General features: G+C 66.7%; 20 protein-coding genes and 3 tRNA genes. 15 read left to right on the plus strand and 8 right to left on the minus strand.

What is annotated here, in order from left to right; translation table 11 throughout:
* The first annotated feature begins 8 nt into the window (after positions 1–8).
* The 3 genes from ACT3HL_RS04400 to ACT3HL_RS04410 all read left to right on the plus strand — a co-directional run bounded on the left by ACT3HL_RS04400 (position 9) and on the right by ACT3HL_RS04410 (position 3,185).
* Complete coding sequence (locus ACT3HL_RS04400) at positions 9–296, plus strand: DNA-binding protein (protein WP_445085594.1); 288 nt, start codon at positions 9–11, stop codon at positions 294–296.
* Positions 286–1,764: a hypothetical protein gene (locus ACT3HL_RS04405; RefSeq protein ID WP_445085595.1), complete on the plus strand. Its 1,479-nt coding sequence runs from the start codon at positions 286–288 to the stop codon at positions 1,762–1,764. Before ACT3HL_RS04400 ends, ACT3HL_RS04405 begins: the two co-directional genes overlap by 11 nt.
* Positions 1,765–1,880: 116 nt before the next feature.
* Positions 1,881–3,185: a 5'-deoxyadenosine deaminase gene (locus ACT3HL_RS04410; RefSeq protein ID WP_445085596.1), complete on the plus strand. Its 1,305-nt coding sequence runs from the start codon at positions 1,881–1,883 to the stop codon at positions 3,183–3,185.
* Positions 3,186–3,318: 133 nt separating this feature from the next.
* Here ACT3HL_RS04410 and ACT3HL_RS04415 read toward each other — a convergent pair whose 3' ends face one another.
* The 3 genes from ACT3HL_RS04415 to ACT3HL_RS04425 all read right to left on the minus strand — a co-directional run bounded on the left by ACT3HL_RS04415 (position 3,319) and on the right by ACT3HL_RS04425 (position 5,145).
* Positions 3,319–4,440: a DNA methyltransferase gene (locus tag ACT3HL_RS04415; protein WP_445085597.1), complete on the minus strand. Its 1,122-nt coding sequence runs from the start codon at positions 4,438–4,440 to the stop codon at positions 3,319–3,321.
* A gap of 102 nt (positions 4,441–4,542) precedes the next feature.
* Positions 4,543–4,617 (minus strand) — tRNA-Glu (locus tag ACT3HL_RS04420).
* Between the two features lie 108 nt (positions 4,618–4,725).
* The gene (locus ACT3HL_RS04425; RefSeq protein ID WP_445085598.1) at positions 4,726–5,145 is read right to left on the minus strand and encodes a universal stress protein; all 420 of its coding nucleotides are present in this window, start codon (positions 5,143–5,145) and stop codon (positions 4,726–4,728) included.
* Between the two features lie 205 nt (positions 5,146–5,350).
* Between ACT3HL_RS04425 and ACT3HL_RS04430 the strand changes: the two genes are divergently transcribed.
* Complete coding sequence (locus ACT3HL_RS04430; protein WP_445085599.1) at positions 5,351–5,614, plus strand: AbrB/MazE/SpoVT family DNA-binding domain-containing protein; 264 nt, start codon at positions 5,351–5,353, stop codon at positions 5,612–5,614.
* An 8-nt stretch (positions 5,615–5,622) separates the two neighbouring features.
* Entirely contained in the window at positions 5,623–6,024 is a 402-nt protein-coding gene (locus tag ACT3HL_RS04435; protein ID WP_445085791.1) for a putative toxin-antitoxin system toxin component, PIN family, read from the plus strand.
* A gap of 123 nt (positions 6,025–6,147) precedes the next feature.
* On the opposite strand, the gene ACT3HL_RS04440 is transcribed toward ACT3HL_RS04435, so the two are convergent.
* Together ACT3HL_RS04440 and ACT3HL_RS04445 are read right to left on the minus strand one after the other, a co-directional pair.
* A complete protein-coding gene (locus tag ACT3HL_RS04440) occupies positions 6,148–8,166 on the minus strand; it encodes a 3-hydroxyacyl-CoA dehydrogenase NAD-binding domain-containing protein (protein WP_445085600.1) in 2,019 nt (672 codons plus the stop codon).
* 65 nt (positions 8,167–8,231) lie between these two features.
* Positions 8,232–8,795 (minus strand): DNA-3-methyladenine glycosylase family protein, encoded by a 564-nt coding sequence (locus ACT3HL_RS04445; protein WP_445085601.1) that lies wholly within the window; start codon positions 8,793–8,795, stop codon positions 8,232–8,234.
* 181 nt (positions 8,796–8,976) lie between these two features.
* On the opposite strand from ACT3HL_RS04445, the gene ACT3HL_RS04450 reads away from it, so the two are divergent.
* From ACT3HL_RS04450 to ACT3HL_RS04460, 3 genes are all read left to right on the plus strand, one after another.
* Positions 8,977–9,612, plus strand: coding sequence for a GNAT family N-acetyltransferase (locus ACT3HL_RS04450; protein ID WP_445085602.1), 636 nt, complete (start codon positions 8,977–8,979; stop codon positions 9,610–9,612).
* Positions 9,613–9,626: 14 nt separating this feature from the next.
* A tRNA-Thr gene (locus tag ACT3HL_RS04455) sits at positions 9,627–9,700 on the plus strand.
* Positions 9,701–9,703: 3 nt separating this feature from the next.
* On the plus strand, positions 9,704–10,021 hold the full coding sequence (locus ACT3HL_RS04460; protein WP_445085603.1) for a DUF5785 family protein: 318 nt from the start codon (positions 9,704–9,706) through the stop codon (positions 10,019–10,021).
* 145 nt (positions 10,022–10,166) lie between these two features.
* Here ACT3HL_RS04460 and ACT3HL_RS04465 read toward each other — a convergent pair whose 3' ends face one another.
* From ACT3HL_RS04465 to ACT3HL_RS04475, 3 genes are all read right to left on the minus strand, one after another.
* Positions 10,167–12,422, minus strand: a complete 2,256-nt coding sequence (locus ACT3HL_RS04465) for an amino acid permease (RefSeq protein ID WP_445085604.1) — start codon at positions 12,420–12,422, stop codon at positions 10,167–10,169.
* Entirely contained in the window at positions 12,419–12,931 is a 513-nt protein-coding gene (locus tag ACT3HL_RS04470) for a universal stress protein (protein WP_445085605.1), read from the minus strand. Before ACT3HL_RS04470 ends, ACT3HL_RS04465 begins: the two co-directional genes overlap by 4 nt.
* Before the next feature lie 250 nt (positions 12,932–13,181).
* Complete coding sequence (locus ACT3HL_RS04475; protein ID WP_445085606.1) at positions 13,182–13,580, minus strand: hypothetical protein; 399 nt, start codon at positions 13,578–13,580, stop codon at positions 13,182–13,184.
* Positions 13,581–13,794: 214 nt separating this feature from the next.
* Here ACT3HL_RS04475 and ACT3HL_RS04480 point away from each other — a divergent pair, with 214 nt between their 5' ends.
* From ACT3HL_RS04480 to ACT3HL_RS04510, 7 genes are all read left to right on the plus strand, one after another.
* Positions 13,795–14,433, plus strand: coding sequence for an adenylate kinase (locus ACT3HL_RS04480; RefSeq protein WP_445085607.1), 639 nt, complete (start codon positions 13,795–13,797; stop codon positions 14,431–14,433).
* 137 nt (positions 14,434–14,570) lie between these two features.
* On the plus strand, positions 14,571–15,500 hold the full coding sequence (locus ACT3HL_RS04485; protein WP_445085608.1) for an EMC3/TMCO1 family protein: 930 nt from the start codon (positions 14,571–14,573) through the stop codon (positions 15,498–15,500).
* Positions 15,501–15,721: 221 nt separating this feature from the next.
* Positions 15,722–16,300, plus strand: a complete 579-nt coding sequence (gene cmk, locus ACT3HL_RS04490) for a (d)CMP kinase (RefSeq protein ID WP_445085609.1) — start codon at positions 15,722–15,724, stop codon at positions 16,298–16,300.
* An 88-nt stretch (positions 16,301–16,388) separates the two neighbouring features.
* Positions 16,389–17,273, plus strand: a complete 885-nt coding sequence (locus ACT3HL_RS04495; RefSeq protein ID WP_445085610.1) for an RNA-guided pseudouridylation complex pseudouridine synthase subunit Cbf5 — start codon at positions 16,389–16,391, stop codon at positions 17,271–17,273.
* 99 nt (positions 17,274–17,372) lie between these two features.
* Positions 17,373–17,443: transfer RNA gene (locus ACT3HL_RS04500), tRNA-Pro, on the plus strand.
* Positions 17,444–17,989: 546 nt separating this feature from the next.
* Positions 17,990–19,381, plus strand: a complete 1,392-nt coding sequence (locus tag ACT3HL_RS04505) for a PAS domain S-box protein (RefSeq protein ID WP_445085611.1) — start codon at positions 17,990–17,992, stop codon at positions 19,379–19,381.
* A gap of 199 nt (positions 19,382–19,580) precedes the next feature.
* Positions 19,581–19,961: a hypothetical protein gene (locus ACT3HL_RS04510; RefSeq protein WP_445085612.1), complete on the plus strand. Its 381-nt coding sequence runs from the start codon at positions 19,581–19,583 to the stop codon at positions 19,959–19,961.
* Positions 19,962–20,036 lie beyond the last annotated feature (75 nt).

The following is a 20,036-nucleotide window of genomic DNA, read 5'->3' on the forward strand; positions in this document are numbered from 1 at the left end:
CGCGAATGATGACCGAGCACCGATCAGCCGGACCGGTGGCGGCGAGCGACGTCGGCGGCGCGGACCCGGCGCACGTCTGCGACGTCTGCGAGCGCGCCTTCCACACCGAGGACCTGCTGGTCCTCCACCGAGGCGTCAGGCACCCGGAGGCGCTCGACGCGGCCGAACGAGACGCGTACCGCGAGGTCTACGCCGAAGAGGAGCGCGCGATCCGCTCGTTCCGCATCCGCGCGCTCGGGATCCTCGTGCTCCTGTACTTCGGATTTCTCTTCCTCTACGTGTTCTATGCGTCCTGAACGCTGCACGTCCGATCGCGGTGGCGGAGTCGGCGCCTCGCGGTGGGCCGTCCGCGCCGGCGCGTTCGCGCTCGCGCTGGTCGGCGTGTTGCTGCTCGCTCGCGGCGTCGCGGCGAGTAACGCCGCCGTCGGGCTCTCGGAGGCGTCCCGGGACGCGCTCGCGGTCCCGCGCTGGCTCTACGTCGCCACCGGCGGGGCGGCGATCGGCGCGTCGGCGCTGCTCGCGGGGTTCGTGACCGACCGCCGCTTCGTCGCGCAGATCCACGGCTGGCGGCGGGACTTCGGGACCCACCCGCGGTTGCGCCGCGCGGGCGCCGCGCTCGGCGGGGTCTTGGGTCTCGCCCTCTTCGCGCTGGTCGTCTACCGGGGGATCGACGGGCCGCAGTTGGCGACGATCAACTTCGCGGTCGTCGTCGTCTTCGCCGGGGGACGCGCGGGACTGACGATGGCCGCGTACCTCCTCGGGAACGGCTGGCCGGCGCTGAACCCGTTTCGGACGATCGCCGAGCGCCTGCCCAACGGGTTCGTCGCCTACCCGACTCGGCTCGGCCGGTGGCCCGCCGTCGTCGGCGTCCTGCTTTTGGTGTGGATCGAAACAACGACTGGCGTCACTGACACGCCGGAGCGGCTCGCCGTCCTCGCGGCCGCCTACGGCGCCGTCGCGGTCGCGGGCGCCGTCATCGTCGGCAGCGACGCGTGGTTCGGAAACGCCGATCCGGTGGCGACGTTCTTCCGGTTTTACGGGCGGGTCGCCCCGCTGGCGTGGGAGGACGGACGGCTGCGCGCCTCGCTGCCCGCGATGCGACTGGTCGAGGGCGACGGCTGGGACGAAACGGGGACCGACCACGGGGAGCGCCGGGTCGTCAGCGGTCTCGACGACGTCGCCGTCGCCGTCGCGCTGGTGTGGGAGCTCACCTTCAGCGGCTTCGTCACGACCGAGCAGGGAGCAGCGGTGATCCGAACGGTAGCGAACGCCGGGATCCCGCCGCTGCTCGTCTACGCGGTCCTCTTCGTTGGCGGTTTCGCGGTCTTCTACGGCGCGTTTCTCGGCGCGTCGCGGGTCGCCGTGCGCCGCGTCCTGACGACGCGGACGCCCCGGTCGCTCGCGGTCGCGTTCGCGCCGTCGCTCTTGGTTATCGCCGCGGGCTACCACCTCGCGCACTACTTCGGCTTCTTCCTGTCGCTGCTGCCCTCGCTCGCGGCCGTCCTCGTCTCGCCGCTGTCGGGGCCGACGAACCCGATCGTGCTGACGCTCCCGGGGTGGGTGTCGGCGCTGAACATCGCCTTCGTCCTCGGCGGGCACCTCGTGGCCATCTGGGTGGCGCACTCGACGGCCTACCGGCTCTTCCCCAGCCGACTGCAGGCGATTCGAAGCCAGTACCCGTTCGTCCTCGTGATGATCAGCTACACCGCCGTCAGCCTGTGGCTCATCTCGCTGCCGACAGCGACGCCGGCGTTCGTTGGATAGCCCGGGACCGCCCGAGCGCGAGGCCTTTCGGGGAAGGAGGCGCCCGTCGACCGGGAAAGAGGCGCCCGTCGCCCGAGCGCAAGTCACTTGGTGACGCGCGCACTCGAAGCGCTGGGATGCTCCTCGCAGGAACCGTCGTCGCCGACGCCCGAACCGTCTACGACGAGGGCGCGGTCGTCGTCGCGGGCGATCGGATCGAGGCCGTCGGCCCTCGAGCGGACGTCGAAGACGCGTACCCCGACCACCCGGTCCGGGAGTTCGACCTGCTGTCGCCCGGACTCGTCGGCGGCCACGTCCACTCCGTACAGAGCGTCGGGCGGGGGATCGCCGACGACACCGCCCTCTTGGAGTGGCTCTTCGAGCACGTCCTCCCGATGGAGGCGTCGCTCGGGAGCGAGGGGATGCGGACCGCCGCCGAACTCGGCTACCTCGAACTGCTCGAGAGCGGGACGACCACCGCGATCGACCACCTCTCGGTCCACCACGCCGAGGCGGCCTTCGAGGCCGCGATCAATCTCGGCATCCGCGGTCGCCTCGGGAAGGTGCTGATGGACAAGCGCGCCCCGGACGGACTGCTCGAAGACACCGACGAGGCGCTCGCGACGACGGAACGGCTCGCCGAGACCTACCACGGCGCGGCGGGCGATCGGATCCGCTACGCGGTCACCCCCCGATTCGCCGTGAGCTGTACCGAGGCCTGCCTCCGCGGGGCTCGCGACATCGCAGACCGATACGAGGGCGTGCGGATCCACACGCACGCCAGCGAGAACCGAGGGGAGATCGACACCGTCGAGGCCGACACCGGGATGCGGAACATCGCGTGGCTCGACGAGGTCGGGCTGACCGGCGAGGACGTGGTCCTCGCTCACTGCGTTCACACGACCGAGCGCGAGCGCGACATCCTCGAAGCCACGGGGACGCACGTCACCTACTGCCCGTCGTCGAACATGAAGCTCGCCTCCGGGATCGCGCCGATCGCCGACTACCTCGAGCGCGGGATCAACGTCGCGCTCGGGAACGACGGCCCGCCGTGCAACAACACGCTCGATCCGTTCACCGAGATGCGGCAGGCCAGCCTCCTCCAGAAGGTCGATCGGCTGGACCCGGAGGTCGCGCCCGCGCAAACCGTGTTCGAGATGGCGACGCTCGGCGGGGCGCGCGCGGCGGGTTTCGAGACCGTCGGCGCGCTGCGGGAGGGATGGGCGGCCGACGTCATCGCGCTGGACACCGATCTGACGCGTGCGACGCCGCTTTTCGACCCGCTGTCGCATCTCGTCTTTTCAGCCCACGGCGACGACGTAACGTTCACGATGGTAGACGGCGACGTCGTCTACGACGAGGCCTTCGGCGGCCTCCAGACCGCCGATGCCGACGAGATCAGGCGGCGGGCCAGAGCCGTCGCGTCCGATCTCTCATCCTGACTGTCTCCGTGTCGTCCCGGTGGACGTCGTCAACGGGGCGGGCGCCCACCGGTACACCGTGAGAACAAGCAGTCTCGGGATGACTGATCCGACGGGCACCGTGGCTCGTTGCAAGCGGGGGACACCCACGCTCTCAGATCGGGGCGTGGATCGCTCGGTACCCGTCGTCGGTTCGATCGACGTCGTCGACGACGCGGAATCGGATCTGCCGTTCTTGGCGCGTCCGGACGGGGAATCCGTAGTGTTCGGACTCGTACTCGAAGGCGGTCCCGTCGTCGCGCCGGGCCTCGATGAACGCCCGGTGAGAGGCGAGTCGGTCGTCGATCACCCGTCGCGAGCGCTCGCGAACGCCGTCGACGCGGTCGTCGAGCCCCGCGAGGACGTCCGCGTCGAGTTCGTAGCCGGTCGAGTCGCGGCCGGCGATCATCGCCGCCAGCGTCGTCGTCCCGGTCCCGAGGAACGGGTCGAGAACGGTGTCGCCGTAGACCGAGTACATACAGACGAGTCGGTACGGAATCGCGAGGGGGAACGCCGCAGTCCGGTCGCGGCGCGACGTGGCGCTTCGGCCGGCCGCCGACTCCGACGCCCCGCCTTCGCTGTCCGCGTGCCGCCCGCCGTCGGCGTTCCGCTCGCCGTCCGCGTCGGCGCGCGCCTGCGCCACGCCGTGGACGTTGGTCCAGATATCGGAGAACCAGCGGTTTCGCTCCTCCCAGAAGTACGCCGACTCGTACCGGCGGGTCGCGCTCGGCTCGAACGAGCGCGGGCCGTCGCCGTTGCGGAACAGGAGCACGTACTCGTGTTCGAGCGTCACGTACGCGTTCGGCGGCACCATCCCGCTTCCCATGAACTTCGCCGCGCCGTTGGTGGGCTTCCGCCAGAGGACGTCCGGGAGCGGATCGAACCCCAGCGCCTCGAACGCCTCGGTCACGCGGGCGTGGTTCGGATACACCCGGTACCGGCCGCCGAGCGTCCGCGTGGCGTCGCCGACGACGACGGCCGCGACGCCGCCCGGGACGAGCACGCGCTCGACCTCGGACCAGACCGGATCGAGGAGGCCGTGCATCGCCTCGAACGCCCGGTCGCCGTCCCCGTCTTCGAGCGCCGCCGCCGCCGTCTCCGACCGGCGAGCGAACTGCTCGTCCCACATCTCGACCATCGGGTACGGGGGCGAGGTCACGACGAGTTCGACGGCGTCGTCGTCGACCGCCGCCATCGCGCTCGCGTCGTCGACGCGGATCCGGTGCTGGGTCTCCACGTACGTGTATTCGGTCTGACGACTATAGATACTGTCGCCTGTTTGTACGGTTCTACCTGCTGAGCGACATCGCCGTCGCTCCGTGACTTGTTACGGAAGGAGTGCTCGGTCAGGGATTTGAACCCTGGTCCTCGGCTCGAAAGGCCAAGATGATTGGCCGGACTACACCAACCGAGCCCGTATTCTTACGTCGCCGATATACTCGTTTAAAGATTCCGTTACGGGGGCGGTACGCCACTGCTTCGCGCAGTGGGCCGAGTGCAGCGACCCGCCCTTCGACACAGATCAGCGGACGACGGTCACCGGCACGGGCGAGCGGTTGAACACCGTCTTCGCGACGTTGCCGACGACGAGTCGCTCTGCAGGCGTCCCGCCGTGCGTTCCGAGCACGACGACGTCGAACCCCTCAGCGCGGTTGATGATCTCGCGGGCCGGCCGCCCCAGCCCGACGACCGTCTCGATCTCGCGACCGCGCTCGGCCGCGACCTCGCGGGCGCGCTCGGTCACCGAGGCGGCGAGTTCCTCGATTTTCGCCTCCGGGTCCTCGGCCGTCGCGATCCCCGTCGCTTCGCCCATCCACCCCGATGGTTCGCCGACGACCGTCAGCACGGTGATTTCGGCGTCGCTGTGCACGTCGAGCGCGTATTCCAGCGCGTTTTCCGCCATTTTCGAGTCGTCCATCGCCACGAGGACGCGGGTCACCATACCGTGACCGACGGGGGCGACACACAAAGAGGTACGCGCGCTCGGAGTCCTTCAGTCGGCTCTGACTCCCCGGTAGGCGAGATTCTCATAGAACTCTGGCCACGATGGTTTATTTCACGGATCCACAGCTGAATCAGTCGTGAGAACCTGCGTGCGTATTGACCAATAGATTCAAGCCACAACGTAAGGAATTCTTACGTATAGTATGGCTTCCGACGAACCCGAAGTAACTACGGTAACCTCGAAGGGACAGATCACGATTCCCAGTAAACTCAGAGATCAATTTGGACTCGAGAAGGGGACGAAGCTCATGGTCGTCCCGACGGAGTACGGCCTCGTGTTGAAAAAGATCGATCTTCCATCGATCGAAGAGTTCCAACGGCGCGTTGAAGCTCGGACAGAAACAGCTGAAATGTCTCTCGATGAGGTTACCCGACTGGTCCACGAGGCGCGAGGCAGTGACGAATAAGAGCTGTTCTGGATACGAACGTACTCATCTCGGGTGTCATAGCGACCGGTGTACCTTACGAACTCCTCGTCAAGGGATTCAATCGTGAGTACCAGATCGTCGTCTCTACAGAGACACTCACGGAATTCCGCGAAACACTACTCAAATATCCCGAGCGTTTTCATATGGTGGAAAGCGAGGTGCAACAAGAAGTCGAAACGATCCGGTATTTTGCGGAGTTCGTCGATCCACAGGAGGACATCACCGCTGTCGAGGCAGATCCCGATGACGACAAATTCCTCGAAGCGGCCGTTGCTGGTGGCGTCGATCACCTCGTCTCTGGAGATGGGCATCTGCTCAATCTCGAAGTATTCCGTGGGATCGATATCGTCGAACCGAGAACGTTCTATGATCGACTCGACGCAGAGTGAGTCCGCTATATTCAGCAGGCCGTTCCAGAGTGGACGACGACCTGATGTGGTGTATCCTTCATCTGAACTGAGCGGTTCCTGTTTGGATGTGAGGAGTCTTCTAAGACACCCCTGGTAGGTCGCCTATTTCCCCTCGAATTCGGGGTCGTCGTCGCCCATAAACGCGGTTATTCCCTCCATCAGGTCGTCGGTATCGAAGAGCAGCCCGAACGACTGCGACTCGACGTCGAGGCCGGCGTCGACGTCGTCCCAGCCGCGGTGCATCGCCCGCTTGGTGTACCGCTGTGCGATCGGCGGTCCGGCGGCAAGGTCGCGCGCCAGCACGAACGCGCGGTCGTCGAACTCGTCGTTCGGGACGACCTCGTTGACGAAGTCGTACTCGGCCATCGTCTCGGCGTCGTAGCGGTCGGCGGTGAAGATGATCTCTTTTGCCCGCCCCATCCCGACGATACGAGGGAGCCGGACGGTGCCGCCCCACCCCGGGATGAGCCCGAGGTCGTGCTCCGGCTGGCCGAACTCCGAGCGCTCGGTGGCGATCCGGAGATCCGCCCCCATCGCGAGCTCCATCCCGCCGCCGAGACAGTAGCCGTCGACGCCGGCGACGACCGGCAGCTCCGCGGATTCGAGGCGGCCGCAGGTCTCCTGTCCGAGCCGGGAGAGCTCGGCGGCCCTGTTGACGTCGCCCGCCCCACCGGCCATCGCTTGGATGTCCGCGCCGGCTGAGAACGCCCGGTCGCCCGCCCCGGTGACGAGGACCGCGCGCACCGATTCGTCGGCCTCGAAGCGATCGACGACGTCCCGAAGCTCATCGAGGAGTTCGCCGGTGACCATGTTCATCCGGTGCGGCCGATCCAGTTGGACGTGCCCGACGCGCTCGCTGACCTCGACGATGAGCGTTTCGTAGTCGTCGTACGCGTCGCTCCCGTCGTCGCCATCGCCGCTCTCTGCGTCGACGGGCGCTTCCGAGCGGGCGTCCTCACCGAATCCGGCGCCGGAGTCGGCGAGTTCGCGGAGGTACGGGACGACCTCGTACCGATCCTCGCCCGTCGACTCATAGCGCTCTTCGAGGGTCGACACGAGCCCGGCGAGGTCCTCCTCTTCGAGCATCTTCACGGGGCCGTTCGCCCACCGAGCGCCGAGTTCGACCGCGGTGTCGATGTCCTCGGGGTCGGCGACGCCGTTCGCGACGAGCCCGGCCACCTCGTTTCCGAGCACGGCCAGCAGCCGGTCGGCGACGTCCTCGCGCACCCGGTCGGAGGGGACCTGCGCGCCCTCGCCCTCCGCGTAGTCGTAGAAGCCGGCGCCGGTCTTCTTGCCGAACGCTTCGGCCTCGACTTTGGATTCCAACAGCGGACACGGCCGGTAGGCGTCCCCGAGCGTCTCGTGCATGTACTCGAGCACGTGGTAGCCGACGTCGATTCCCACGTGGTCTGCGAGCTCGAAGCTCCCCATCGGGAGTCCGAGCCCGTACTTCGTCGTCGAGTCGACCTCCGCGATGGTCGCCTCCCCCAAGTCGACGAGCCAAGCCGCCTCGTTCATCAGGGGGACGAGCACGCGGTTGACGATGAACCCCGGGCTGTCGTTGCGGACGCGGACGGGTGTCTTCCCCATCGACTCCGCGAGGTCGGCGACCAGCGCCAGCGTCTCCTCGCTCGTCTCGTCGCCGGCGATCACCTCGACGAGGTCCATCCGGATCGGGGGGTTGAAAAAGTGCATCCCGCAGAACTGCGCGGGTCGCTCAGTCATCTCGGCCAGATCGGTGATCGAGAGGCTGGAGGTGTTCGTCGCGAAGACCGTCCGATCCGGCGCGGCCGCCTCCACGTCGGCGTAGACGTCTTCTTTGATCGACAGCTGCTCGGGAACGGCCTCGATCACGACGTCGGCGTCAGCGACGGCCTCGGCGAGGTCGACGAACGGCTCGATCCGCTCCATCGCGTCGTCTGCGGCCCGCTGATCGATCCGCCCCCGCTCGACGAGTTTGCCGAGGCTCCACTCGATCCGGTCGTAGCCGTCCTCGACGAGTTCCTCGTTGATGTCGCGGAGGCTGACCTCGAACCCCGCGAGGGCGGCCACCTCTGCGATTCCGTGACCCATACTGCCAGCGCCGAGAACCGCGACGGCGTTGACGTCGTCGACTTCCATACCGATTCGTCGGGATCGTCGCGTTTCAACGTTTCCCTCACTCGAAGGAGAAACCCATTTCGAGTTTACTCGACGGCCATCCAGAGATACCGACTCGCGTAGCTTCGGTACGGCCGCCACCGTTCGGCGTGTTCGATCATCCCGTCTCTGTCGTCACTGTCGTACCCGTAGAGCCGCGCCATCCCCGCGCGAACGCCCAAGTCCTCGACCGGGAACACGTCCGGGCGCCCGAGCACGAAAATCAGATATATCTTGGCGGTCCAGACCCCGACACCGCGGATCTCGGTCAGCGTCTCGACGACCTCGTCGTCGTCGGCATCGCGCAGGCCCTCCCGGGTGAGATCCCGGTCCCGAAACGCCTCGGCGACGTTGCGGACGTACTCGACCTTCTGTCCGGACAGGCCGACGTCCCGCAGCGTCGACTCGTCGGCCGCGAGGACTCCCGAGGGGGTGATCTCGACGCGGTCGAACAGCCGATCGCGGATCGCCGCGGCGGACTCGACCGAGAGCTGTTGGTTCACGACGGCGACGACCAGCCGCTCGAACTCGTCGTCGGCCGCGCCGATCGGGCGGTCCCCGTGTTCCTCGACCAGCGGTCCCAGTTCCGGGTCGGTTCGTACCGGATCCATCGGCGGATGTGGGGCCCCGGCGGACAAAGATCCGTCGCCGAGTGTCGCCCCGGCGGCGCATCCCCAAGGCGCTCCGGCGGCGCGTCGCTCGGCACCGGACGTGGCCGCCGGGCGATCGTTCCAGTGAGTGACCGTCGGACGGATCCCACCATATATCTCCCCGCTGGACGAACCCGAGCGTATGGAGGAGCGCGACGCGTCGCCGGGGCCGTCGATCGCGATCGAACGGCCCGACGTGACGGCGGTCGAGGACCTCGTGGACCTGTGGGTCGCGCTCGCATCGGACCAGCGCGCGCACGACTCACACGTTCTGCCCGAGGAGAACCGCGCCGCGATCCGGGAGACGCTCGCGCGACACGCCGTCACGGGGGGGATTCGTATCGCCCGCTCGGGCGATGAGACCGTCGGGTTCGTCACGTTCGGGCTCGAACGCGGCTCCTACGAACAGGACGTGACGCGCGGGGTCGTCCACAACGTCTACGTCGCTCCCGAGCACCGGAACGCGGGGATCGGCTCGGCGCTGATGGACGCCGCGGAGACGGCGCTTCGAGCGGGCGGCGCGACCGTGGTCTCACTCGAGGCGATGGCCCGAAACGAGCGCGCTCGGGAGTTCTATCGGGAGCGGGGGTATCGGCCCCACCGCGTGCTGTTCGAGAAGCCGGTGGGTTCGGGGCAATCCGTGAGCGATTCCGAGCCGTCGGACGGCGCTTCGGCGCCCGATCGGCGGGGCGAACAGTCCGACGCCGGGCAGGCCGACACCGGATCGGCTGACGGCGAATCCGTCGTCGAAAACGATACACACTCAAAGGAGGACTGAGTAGGCCGACGTACGCCAGGGGAGCATGGGCGGTTCATGCACTCGACTTGTAATCGAGACTTCGTGGGTTCGAATCCCACCCCTGGCTCTTATGGACTGGCCACACGACCCCGATGGCGAGGACGGCTCCGAGGGCCGACGCAAGTACGGCCACGCGGTGCTCGCGAAGAAGATCGACGAAGCGGAGGACTTCCCGCTCTCGCGCGAGGAGTATGTCGCCGAGTACGGCGACGACCCCGTCCGCTTGGATTACGAGCGCGTCGTCTCCGTCGCGGACATCTTCGAGCACGTCGAGGAGTCGGAGTTCGAGGACTTCGTGGCGTTCCACAAGGCCGTCGGGCGGGCGATGCGCGAGCACGGCCTCTGGTTCTACGAGGGAGCGGAGAAGTTCGTCGACAGCGAAGCCTGATACTGATTGGTATGAGACGAGTAGTCGTCTCTTCTCGGTGATCGCGGTCGCAGGTCGCGATCACGACAAGTTCCGACAGTTCGTGCCAGTCGCAGAGAGCTGCGGCGAGTGCGTCGCCGGCGACATCCCGACGCTCGGCGGTTCGTTAGCGCGAGTCGCCGAAGAGCCGCTCCCACAGCGACCGGCTTCGTTTCCGTTCAGCGAGCAGCACCGAACACTCGACCTCCTCGAGGACGTCGAGGACGAGCGTCCCGCGGACCAGACGCGACAGGAGGCCGCGTTCCGTTGCGCCGATGACAAGCATCGACGCGTCGGCGGCGTGGCGCTCGATGGCCGCCTCGACGTCGCCGGACTCGACGATGAGGTTCGCATCGTCCAGCCCGTTGTCTGCGGCCCACGATTCGAGGAACGCCTCGCCCGCCTCGCGGTCGTCTGTGACGTGCAGGAGCGACACCTCGGTATCGTACTCCGCCGCCAGCGCGCCGACGACCCTCGCGGAGAGTTCCGAGTCCGGCCCACCGGCGGTCGGCAGCAGGATCTGGGAGGGGTCGAAGCCGCGGTCCTTCAGGACGAGGAAGTCACACGGCAGCGACGACGCCAACTCGTCGATGGCGCTCTCGGCCCGTCCGGGCGCGCCGTGTGCGTTCGGTCCCCAGCCCATCACCGTCAGGTCGGCGTCGTAGGTCCGCGCCGCGTCGAAGATCCCCTCGAAGCTCTGGTGAGAGAGCACGGTGTGGGTCTCGACGGGGACGTCGAACGTCTCGGCGTCCTCGCGGGCCCGATCGAGGAGGTCGTGCGATGCCGAGAGATCCATCTTCTCGCGCGCTGATTCGAGTGCCGTCTGATCGGGCACCTTCTCGATGTGGACCGCGACGAGGGTCCCGCCCCGTTGCTGGGCGACGGCGCTGGCGAGCGTGATAAGGTCAGTCTCGTGTTCGGGGTTCGCGAGCGGGACCATCACGCGGTAGTCGCCGCCGTCCGGCTGCACCGACGTGGCCGCCGAGACGGCGGCTTCCGGCATTTCCTGAGAGCGGTGTAAGATGTACTTCCCCAAGATCCCCTGCTTCGTGGCCCTGCTGCGGGCGTAGAGGAGATACCAGACGATGGCGGCGGCGGCGATACCGAATGACAGCAGCCGAGCGGCGGATTCGACGTACGCCAACAGCGCGAACGACAGCACCGTCCCCAAGATCGGTAACAGGGGAAAGAGCGGCACCGTGAAGTCCGGCTGGTAGTCTTCCGGATCGATGTACCGCATCGCGATGAGCGCGATGTTAAGCAGGCCGTAGATGATGAGGTGGAGACCCGAGGCGGCCCCGGAGAGCAGCGCGATGTCGCCCACCAAGATGAACAGCAGAATGAGTGCCCCCGTGATGGCGATCGATCGGTACGGGGTTCCGAACCGAGGGTGGATCTCGTTGAGCGAGGGCGTTACGATCCGATCCCGACCCATCGCGAAGTTGATCCGCGAGGACGCGAGGATCGAGGCGTTCGCACTGGAGGCGGTCGCGAGGAGCCCGCCGAACAGCAGCGCACCGCCCATCAGCGCGCCTTGGACTTGGCGTCCGACTTCCACGACCGCGATCGGCTGCGTCTCCCCTGGCGCGACGTCCGTGACGAGTTCGGCAATGAACCCCTGCGGGACCGCCGCGCTCATCACCACGAGGACCAGCGCGTAGATGATTGTGACGAGGACGACGCTGCCGATGACCGCCCGTGGAAGGTTCTTTCCGGGGTCTTTGATCTCCTCGGCGACGCTCGTGATCTGGACGAACCCGAGGTACGAGACGAAGATGAACCCAGTCGTGCCGAGCGTTTCACCGACCGTACTCGGGTCGGGGAGGTTCGACAGGTCCGCCTGAAGCGTCCCCAACAGCGTGAATGCGGCCAAGATGGCGATCAGAAGGAGCACGATGACGTTCTGTAGCCGGCCGGTCTCCTTCGCTCCGACGTAGTTGACGAAGACGAAGAACGCGCCACCGACGAGCGCGGCGATGGTCACCGTATCGAGTCCGATGGGACCGACGCCGACCGTGCCGCTGACGCCGAAGATCCGAGAGATGTAGCGGCCGAACCCGACCATATAGAACGCGCTGGCGAACGCGAGTCCGAGCCAGTTCGCCCACCCCGCGACCGACCCGAGAAGCGGCCCGAGCGCGTGGTTGACGTAGTAGTACGCCCCGCCGGACCGCGGCATCGCCGTGCCGAGTTCGCTGGCCGACAGCGCCGTGAACATCGCGATGACGCCGCCGAGCACGAAGGCGATGGAGGCGAAGGATCCGGATCGCAGGATAGCATCGCCGGGAAGGACGAAGATCCCCGCGCCAATCATCGTCCCCACGCCGATCGTGAGCGCCGCGAGTGGACCGAGGTCTTTGGCGAGTTCCTCCTCTCCGCTCACGTGGCCTCACCTCCGGACGGTTCGTCCGGCGGCTCGGTCTCTGCGGTCATTCCCCCGTCCGTCTCACTGTCCGCATCGCCGCTCGGCAATACGACCACGGGAATATCGCTGTCGGTCGTGAGCGTCTCGCGGACGTCGCCGCTGAAGAAGTCCCACCACTTCCTACCGCTGCGGGGCGTAAACACGATCGCGGTCGCGTCGGCATCGCGGGCGGTGTCGATGATCGTCTGTGCGACGTCCGTCCCGTACCGGAGCTCAGTCTCCACGTCGACGCCGGCGTCGTCTGCCGCTTCTCGAACGCGCCCGAACAGCGCTTCGGCCGCCTCCTCGCGCTGTTCGAGCGGCGCTTTGTCGGGTGCGCCGCCGGCCTTCTCGATCACGTGGACGACCGTCGCTCGCCCGGCGGCGGCAGCCACGCGCGGGAACGCGATCGAGAGGGTCCGCTCGGCGTCATCGTCATTCGCGACGGGCAGCAGCGGCCGCGCGAACAGTGGATCGGGGTCGCTCATCGACGCCGGAGACTGGCACTGGCGGCCCGCTGTGACCGCTCTGGGCGCACTCGCGGTGTCGGTTGTGCACCGTCGACACCGCCGTTCTCGGACTGTTCCTGAGACATCGTCGGTGCGGAAAAGTCGTTCAGTGAGTCTCTCATACCGCAGGCGTATGGCGTCATCGGGTATAGGGGTTCGCATACAATTCCGGCGTCACCCGTCCGATCGCGCGAGTGAAGAGACGTGAGCGCGACAATACGTCCGCGGCTCAGACGGACGCGACCCACGCGCGGTAGTCCTCGGGGCGCTCGTAGACGTCACGGAACACCCGATCGGCGAACGCGGCGAGTCGATTGGCGTCCGAGCGAGCGGTGATGCGGACGTTCGTCCCCGCCGCCTCGTCCGGCGATTCGAGCTGGTCGATCCGAAACTCGGGGAACTCGTCGACGAGCGCGTTCAGCCGGTCGAGCTCTGACTCGGTCACGTCGACGTTGAACGTGCGCTCACCGAACTGCACCCACGGCGCGGGCGCGTCCTCCCCGTCGGCGTCGGGGTCGCGGTCGGCTTCGATGGTCAGAAAGGGACTGGCTCGCGCCCGGTGGGCGGTGATCGCCTCGGCGAAGAGCTTCCGTCGCTCCCGCGGGTCGTCGGCGTCGAATCTGGTCATTGTGCGCGGTTCGGGCGTGCGCGTGAAAAAACGACCCGTTGCGACGAACACCGACCCGCTTGCGAAATTCGATCACATCTCCGTCGTGGCGATTGGCCCTATATCATCGTCGCGACCGCGGCCCTGTTTCATCGTCGCGACCGCGGTTTCGTTTTCTCGCGATTGCCGCCCGCGTTTCTTCAACGTTATACGGGCGGACGCAGTTTGGTGCGATATGGGCAAGCACATCTTGCTTCTGGGCCCGCCGGGTGCCGGAAAGGGAACGCAGTCGAAGCGCCTCGCCGACGAGTTCGGACTCGAACACGTCACGACGGGCGACGCGCTCCGCGCCAACAAGGGAATGGACATCAGCGGGATGGACACCGAGTACGACACGCCGGGCGAGTACATGGACGCCGGCGAACTCGTCCCCGACGAGGTCGTCAACGCCATCGTCGAGGAGGCGCTTTCGAGCGCCGACGGGTACGTCCTCGACGGCTACCCGCGGAACCTCGAACAGGCCGAGGAGCTCTCGGGAATGACCGATCTCGACGCCGTCGTCTACCTCTCGGTCGACGACGACGAACTCGTCGACCGACTGACCGGCCGGCGGGTCTGTCCCGAGTGCGGCGCGAGCTACCACGTCGAGTTCGAGCCACCGGCCGAGGAGGGCGTCTGCGACGAGTGCGGCACCGAGCTCGTGCAGCGCGAAGACGACACCGAGTCGACCGTCCGCGAGCGGCTCCGGGTGTATCAAGAGAACACCGAACCCGTCGTCGAACACTACCGCGAGGAGGGCGTCCTCGTCGAAATCGACGGTGAGGGGACGCCAGACGCGGTCTTCGAGTCGATCGTCGACGTCGTGGACGCGTAACGAGGGACGAGCGGATCGGAGGCGGCAGTCCGACGGTTTCTCGATTCGCTGGCGACGGCCGAAGGGGCCAAAACGGGACGAACGGCGGACGCGGAGAGTAAAAGCTTCATTACCTGTGGGGGGTTACCTGCGCGTAGATGCCACGAATCGAATCGAAGGTTCGCACCCTCGTCTCCGAGGACGGGGAGATGCGTGAGGCCGTCGAAACGGTCCTCGAACAGGCCGAAGACGGCGAACGCGAGGTCCAGTGGCTCGACGTGAAAGGCGAGCTCACGTCCGGCCAGTGGGGTCGCCTCATCGAGAAGGGGGTCCTCGTGGAGGGCGAGGCGGGATTCCGTCTGGCGGACGCCGAAGCGACCCGGACGGGCCTCGAACCCGCTTCGAACTCGACGTCGGGCGCGTCAGCCGGAAGCAGCGTCGAGATCCCCGACGACGACGAGTCGTCGTGGTCGGCCTACGACAAGGGCGCGGCCGTCGTGACGGTCGGCCTGTTCGTCGGCTACTCGTGGAAGCCGCTCCGTGACGCCATCGGGACCGTGATGGACGTCCCGCTGAGCCCGCTTCAGGAGTTGCTTCCCTTCTACGCCGTCGTGATGATCCTCGCGCTCGCGACGGGGCTGTACTCGACGCTCCTGCAGGCGAATCTGATGGATATGGATAAGATGTCGGCCTACCAAGACCGGATGAAAGACATCCAAGAGCGCCGGAAAGAGGCGAAAGAGGCCGGCGACGACGCCGCCCTCGACGCGATCCAGGAAGAGCAGATGGAGGCGATGGGCGATCAGCTCGGGATGTTCAAAGAGCAGTTCCGCCCGATGGTCTGGATTATGTTCTTCACCATCCCGGTGTTCCTGTGGATGTACTGGACCATCGGCGTGGGGCAGAACGCGACCGCACACGCCGTGCTCGACCCGCTGGTGTTGCCGCTCGCCGGACAGGTGCAGTGGACGGACTCGGTCATCGGCCCGATCCAAGCGTGGATTGTCTGGTACTTCCTCTGCTCGATGGGCTTCACGCAGATCATCCGGAAGAGCCTGAACATCGATATCTCCCCGACCTCGGCCTGAGGACGGGCGAACGATCGCCGACCGCGGCCGAGTGACCGATCGCCGCCTCCCTCGCTCGAGTGCGCTCGGCCGCCCGTGAACCGTCTCGGGATTAAGTGGTTCGAGAGCGCTTCGCTCTCTCGTCATCACGGGAGCTCTCCGATCTTTCGAACGACCCCGGGGCATTCGCCTCGACCGCCCGTAAAGACAACCTCTTTTAGGCGCCTTCCCGCAGATGGGGTATGTTGTTGACCGTCTCCGGCCCCCCGGGGGCCGGCAAGAGTACGACCGTCAGCGCCCTCGCGGACGCGTTCGATCTCGAACACGTCAGCGGCGGCGACATCTTCCGCGAACTCGCCGACGAACGCGGAATGTCCGCGGTCGAGTTCAACAGACTCGCCGAGGACGACGACCAGATCGACCGCGATCTGGACCGTCGGCTCCGGGACGTCGCGCTCGAACGCGACGACGTGCTCCTCGAGTCCCGTCTCGCGGGGTGGCTCGCCGGCGACGCCGCGGATCTGCGCCTGTGGCTCGACGCGCCCGTCGAGGTCCGGGCCGCGCGGATCGCAGAGCGAGAGGAGAAATCGGCCGAGACCGCGCTCGAAGAGACCCGCGCCCGCGAGGATAGCGAGGCGCTCCGCTATCAGGCGTATTACGGCATCGACATCTCCGATCTCTCGATCTACGACCTCGCGCTCAACACCGCCCGCTGGAGCGCGGCGGACGTCCCGGAGATTCTGACCGCGGCGGTCGAAGCGTACGACCCGACCACAGACGAGGGCAAATACCCCGTCAAGGGCGTCAGCTACGACTTCTGACGATGACGCGAGCGCCACCGACGCCCGAAGGCCCGAGACGGAAGCCGGTCGGCCAGAGAGCGCCACCGACGGCGGAGCGAGCGTAACGATGCCGAGCCTTCGCACCGCTCCGGGGGAGCGTTCGATCGAGGAACTGCTCTCGTTCGGCGTCGTCAACCTCGACAAACCGCCCGGCCCGTCGGCGCATCAGGTGTCCGCGTGGGCGCGCGATCTGACCGGCGTCGAGCGCGCTGCCCACGCCGGGACGCTCGATCCGAAGGTGACCGGCTGCCTCCCGATTCTGCTCGGCGATGCGACACGGCTGGCGCAGGTGTTTCTGGAGGGATCGAAAGCGTACGTCGCGGTCCTCGAACTCCACGGCCCGGCGCCCGCCGATCTCGAGGCGGTCCTCTCGGAGTTCGTCGGCGAGATCTACCAGAAACCGCCGCGGAAGAGCGCCGTCGCGCGTCGGCTTCGCACCCGGGAGATCTACGACCTCGACCTGCTCGAGGTGCGCGACAGGCAGGCGCTCGTTCGGATTCGGTGTGAGAGCGGGACGTACATCAGGAAACTCTGTCACGACCTCGGTCTCGCGGCCGGAACGGGGGCGCACATGGGCGACCTCCGACGCGTCGGAACCACGCCGTTCGACGACACCGGCCTGGTCTCGACGGCGGATCTGACGGACGCGCTGGCGTTCGCCGAAGAGGGCGACGAACGAGCGCTTCGCGACGTCGTGTCGCCCGCCGAACGGGCGCTGACGCATCTGCCTCGCATCACCGTCGCGTTCTCGGCCGCCGAGCAGATCGCCGAGGGAGCGCCCGTGTACGCGCCCGGGGTCGTCGACGTCGACGCCGCGACCGAAAACGCGAGCGAGGGGGCCCTCGTCGCGTGCGTCGCTCCGGACGGCGCGGCCGTCTGCCTCGGCCGGCTGGTCGGCGATCCGACGGCCGAGTCGGGCGAAGCGGTCACGCTCGAACGGGTCCTCGTGTAATCGGCCGCCGTCCCGACCGCTACCGTGCGACTGCGTCGCTCCCGGCGTGGGGAAACGAAGGACTTAACGGTGCCACTCGCGTCGAATCGAATGCACACCGGGACCGTGGGGTAGTGGTATCCTCTGCCGATGGGGTCGGTAGGACCTGAGTTCGACTCTCAGCGGTCCCACTGTATCTTTCTCCAACGGGTTGGTAACAGTTGAATTAGCCGTTATACCGGGAGGTGCGTCAGCGTGACGCCGCTCGATTTCGCCGAGAAGCGCGACAGCGACTTGACGAGCTGGCAGCGGGGCCGATCCGACGGCAGCGCTGATCGAGCGGCTCGTGTGGGACACGTGGCTCGTTACGCTCTTGGAGGCGACCACGCCACGAGGTCACGCTCTCGAAGGAACACGGAGCGTTCGTCGGTGACTGTGAGCTCCGCGGCGAGCGTGAATTCGAGTCGATGAACGACAGTTCGACTCGGACCTGAGATGGGGATTCGGCCCCGTGGGACCTCCGAGTCTGGGCTCCTCCGCTCGCGACCCCGCGGACTCCTTTCGCGCGGCCGTCGGCTCTGAGCACGTCGCCGAGGCCGGCGAGGCGACATCGGCGGGGTGGTCCCTGACGAATACTTATATGACGCTGCGAGAACAATACCGTGACACTCGGTACCCCGACGGGACCAGTACGCTTCGTTCCCTCCCGAGAGATCACCGCACTGACGACGCACACAATGGCCGACGAAGAGAACGCGGAGACCGGGAACTACCAGCAGTTGATCAGCGTTTCGCCCGCGCCGATAAACCTCTTCGACGCGTCCGGAGAGATCATCTGGGGAAACGACGCCGTTCTCGACCTCTTGGGGCTCGATTCCAGAGACCAACTGATCGGTCGATCCATCTTCGAGTTTATCGTCTCGGACGATCGGTACACGGCGGAGCGTGAGCTCGTTGACGTCGTCGAGACGAAGACAGCGACGGGCCCGACGCAGATGCAGTTACGGCGTGCCGACGGCGACACCCGGAGCATTCAGGTCTCTACTGCCCCCGGCCGGTATCAGGGACGGGATATCGGACAGGCGGTGGTCATCGACGTCACGGAACTGGAGCGCACGCGCGAGGAACTCGAGACGGAGCGGCAGTTTATCACCGACGCGCTGGACGCCCTCCCGGACGTCTTCTACGTGATCACCCCCGGCGGAGAGCTGGACCGCTGGAACGACTCGCTGCTCGAGGTCTCGGGCTACGACGCCGCGGAGGTCCGAGCGATGGACATCGAGGACTTCTTCGCCGAGGCGCACACCGACCGAATCTCCGAGTCGATCGCGACCGCGTTCGCCGAAGGGACGGATACCGTGGAGGCGACAGTCGTCACGAAACGGGGGGAGGAGATCCCGTTCGAGTTCCGCAAGCGGCGGCTCGTCGACGGCGGCGACGTGATCGGGCTGGCCGGGATCGGGCGCGATATCTCCGAGCGGAAGGCCCGCGAGCGACACCTGCGCGCGGTGGACTACCTCCTGCAGCACAACCTCAGAAATCAGTTGAACATCATTCAGGGGTCAGTCGAATCGGTCTCAGACGACGGTACAGAGGGGGGTCGGTCCGCGGCCGATCGTATCGACGCAGCCGCCGACCGGCTGCTCTCCATCTTCGATAACCACCATCTCATCGTCGATCAGTTGACCACGCCGCAGTCGGCGGAGCCAATCGACGTGGTGGCGGTCGTCGAAGCCCTCGCCGAGGAGTACGGCGAGGCGTATCCCGCGGCGACGATCGCGACCGACCTCCCCGAGCGCGCGGTCGTGTCCGCGATGCCGACGCTGAGACTCGCGCTCCGAGAACTGCTCGAGAACGCGATCGAGCACAACGACAGGCGGGAACCGCGGGTCGATGTCGCCGTCGAGAACACCGGGTCCAAAGTGGACATCCGCGTCAGCGACGACGCCCCGCCGATTCCCGAGATGGAGTATCGATCGCTCGCGGACGATTCGCTCCTGCACTCGACGTACCACTCGACGGGGTTCGGCCTCTGGTTCGTCCACCTCGTGGTGCGGCAGTCCGGTGGATCGTTGCACTTCGACCGGGGCGAAACGCGCGGGAACGTCGTTACAATTGAACTGCCGTGAGGAGAGCGCCGTCCGGCTCGCACTGACTGTTCTCGTCTCGTACGTACCAGCGACCGCCACCAACGGAGTGGGCGATCACCGGTACATGGTGGGAACACTCAGTATCTGGGGATCCGGACAGGGGAGATCGTGCCATTCATTCTCACACCAGAACAGAAAAATTTATATTTTCCTCTATTAGTTAGAATAATGACTAATTATGACGAAGACACCGTTCGAGAGCGAGACTCGGGGAGTCGAGCGGTGGGACGACGTGTTTTCGGCGCTCGCGAACGGGGTGCGTCGACAGTTGATCATCGCGCTGTTGGACGCCGGCCCGAGCGGGTCCGTCGCCCTTCCCGAGTGCGCGTCCGGTGAGGAAGAACCGACGGACCCCGAGCGACTTCGGGTAGAGCTCTGTCACCGACACCTGCCGATGCTGGCGAAGCACGGGTACGTCGAGTGGGGGACAGATCCGTTCATCGCGTCTTGGGGCCCCCGGTTCGACGAGCTCGCGAAGGTCGTCGAGAGGCTGTTCGGCACCGCGCGAGAGATGCCGGATTCGCTGTCGAACGGGAGCCGCCACTCCGACTGCGAGTGAGAACAGCCGACTAGACGGGGCGCCACCGCTCGTGGGAGCGCGGTCGGTAGCCCGATGCCGTGTCCCGCAACGAGC

This window comes from Halobellus sp. GM3 (genome assembly GCF_052545375.1).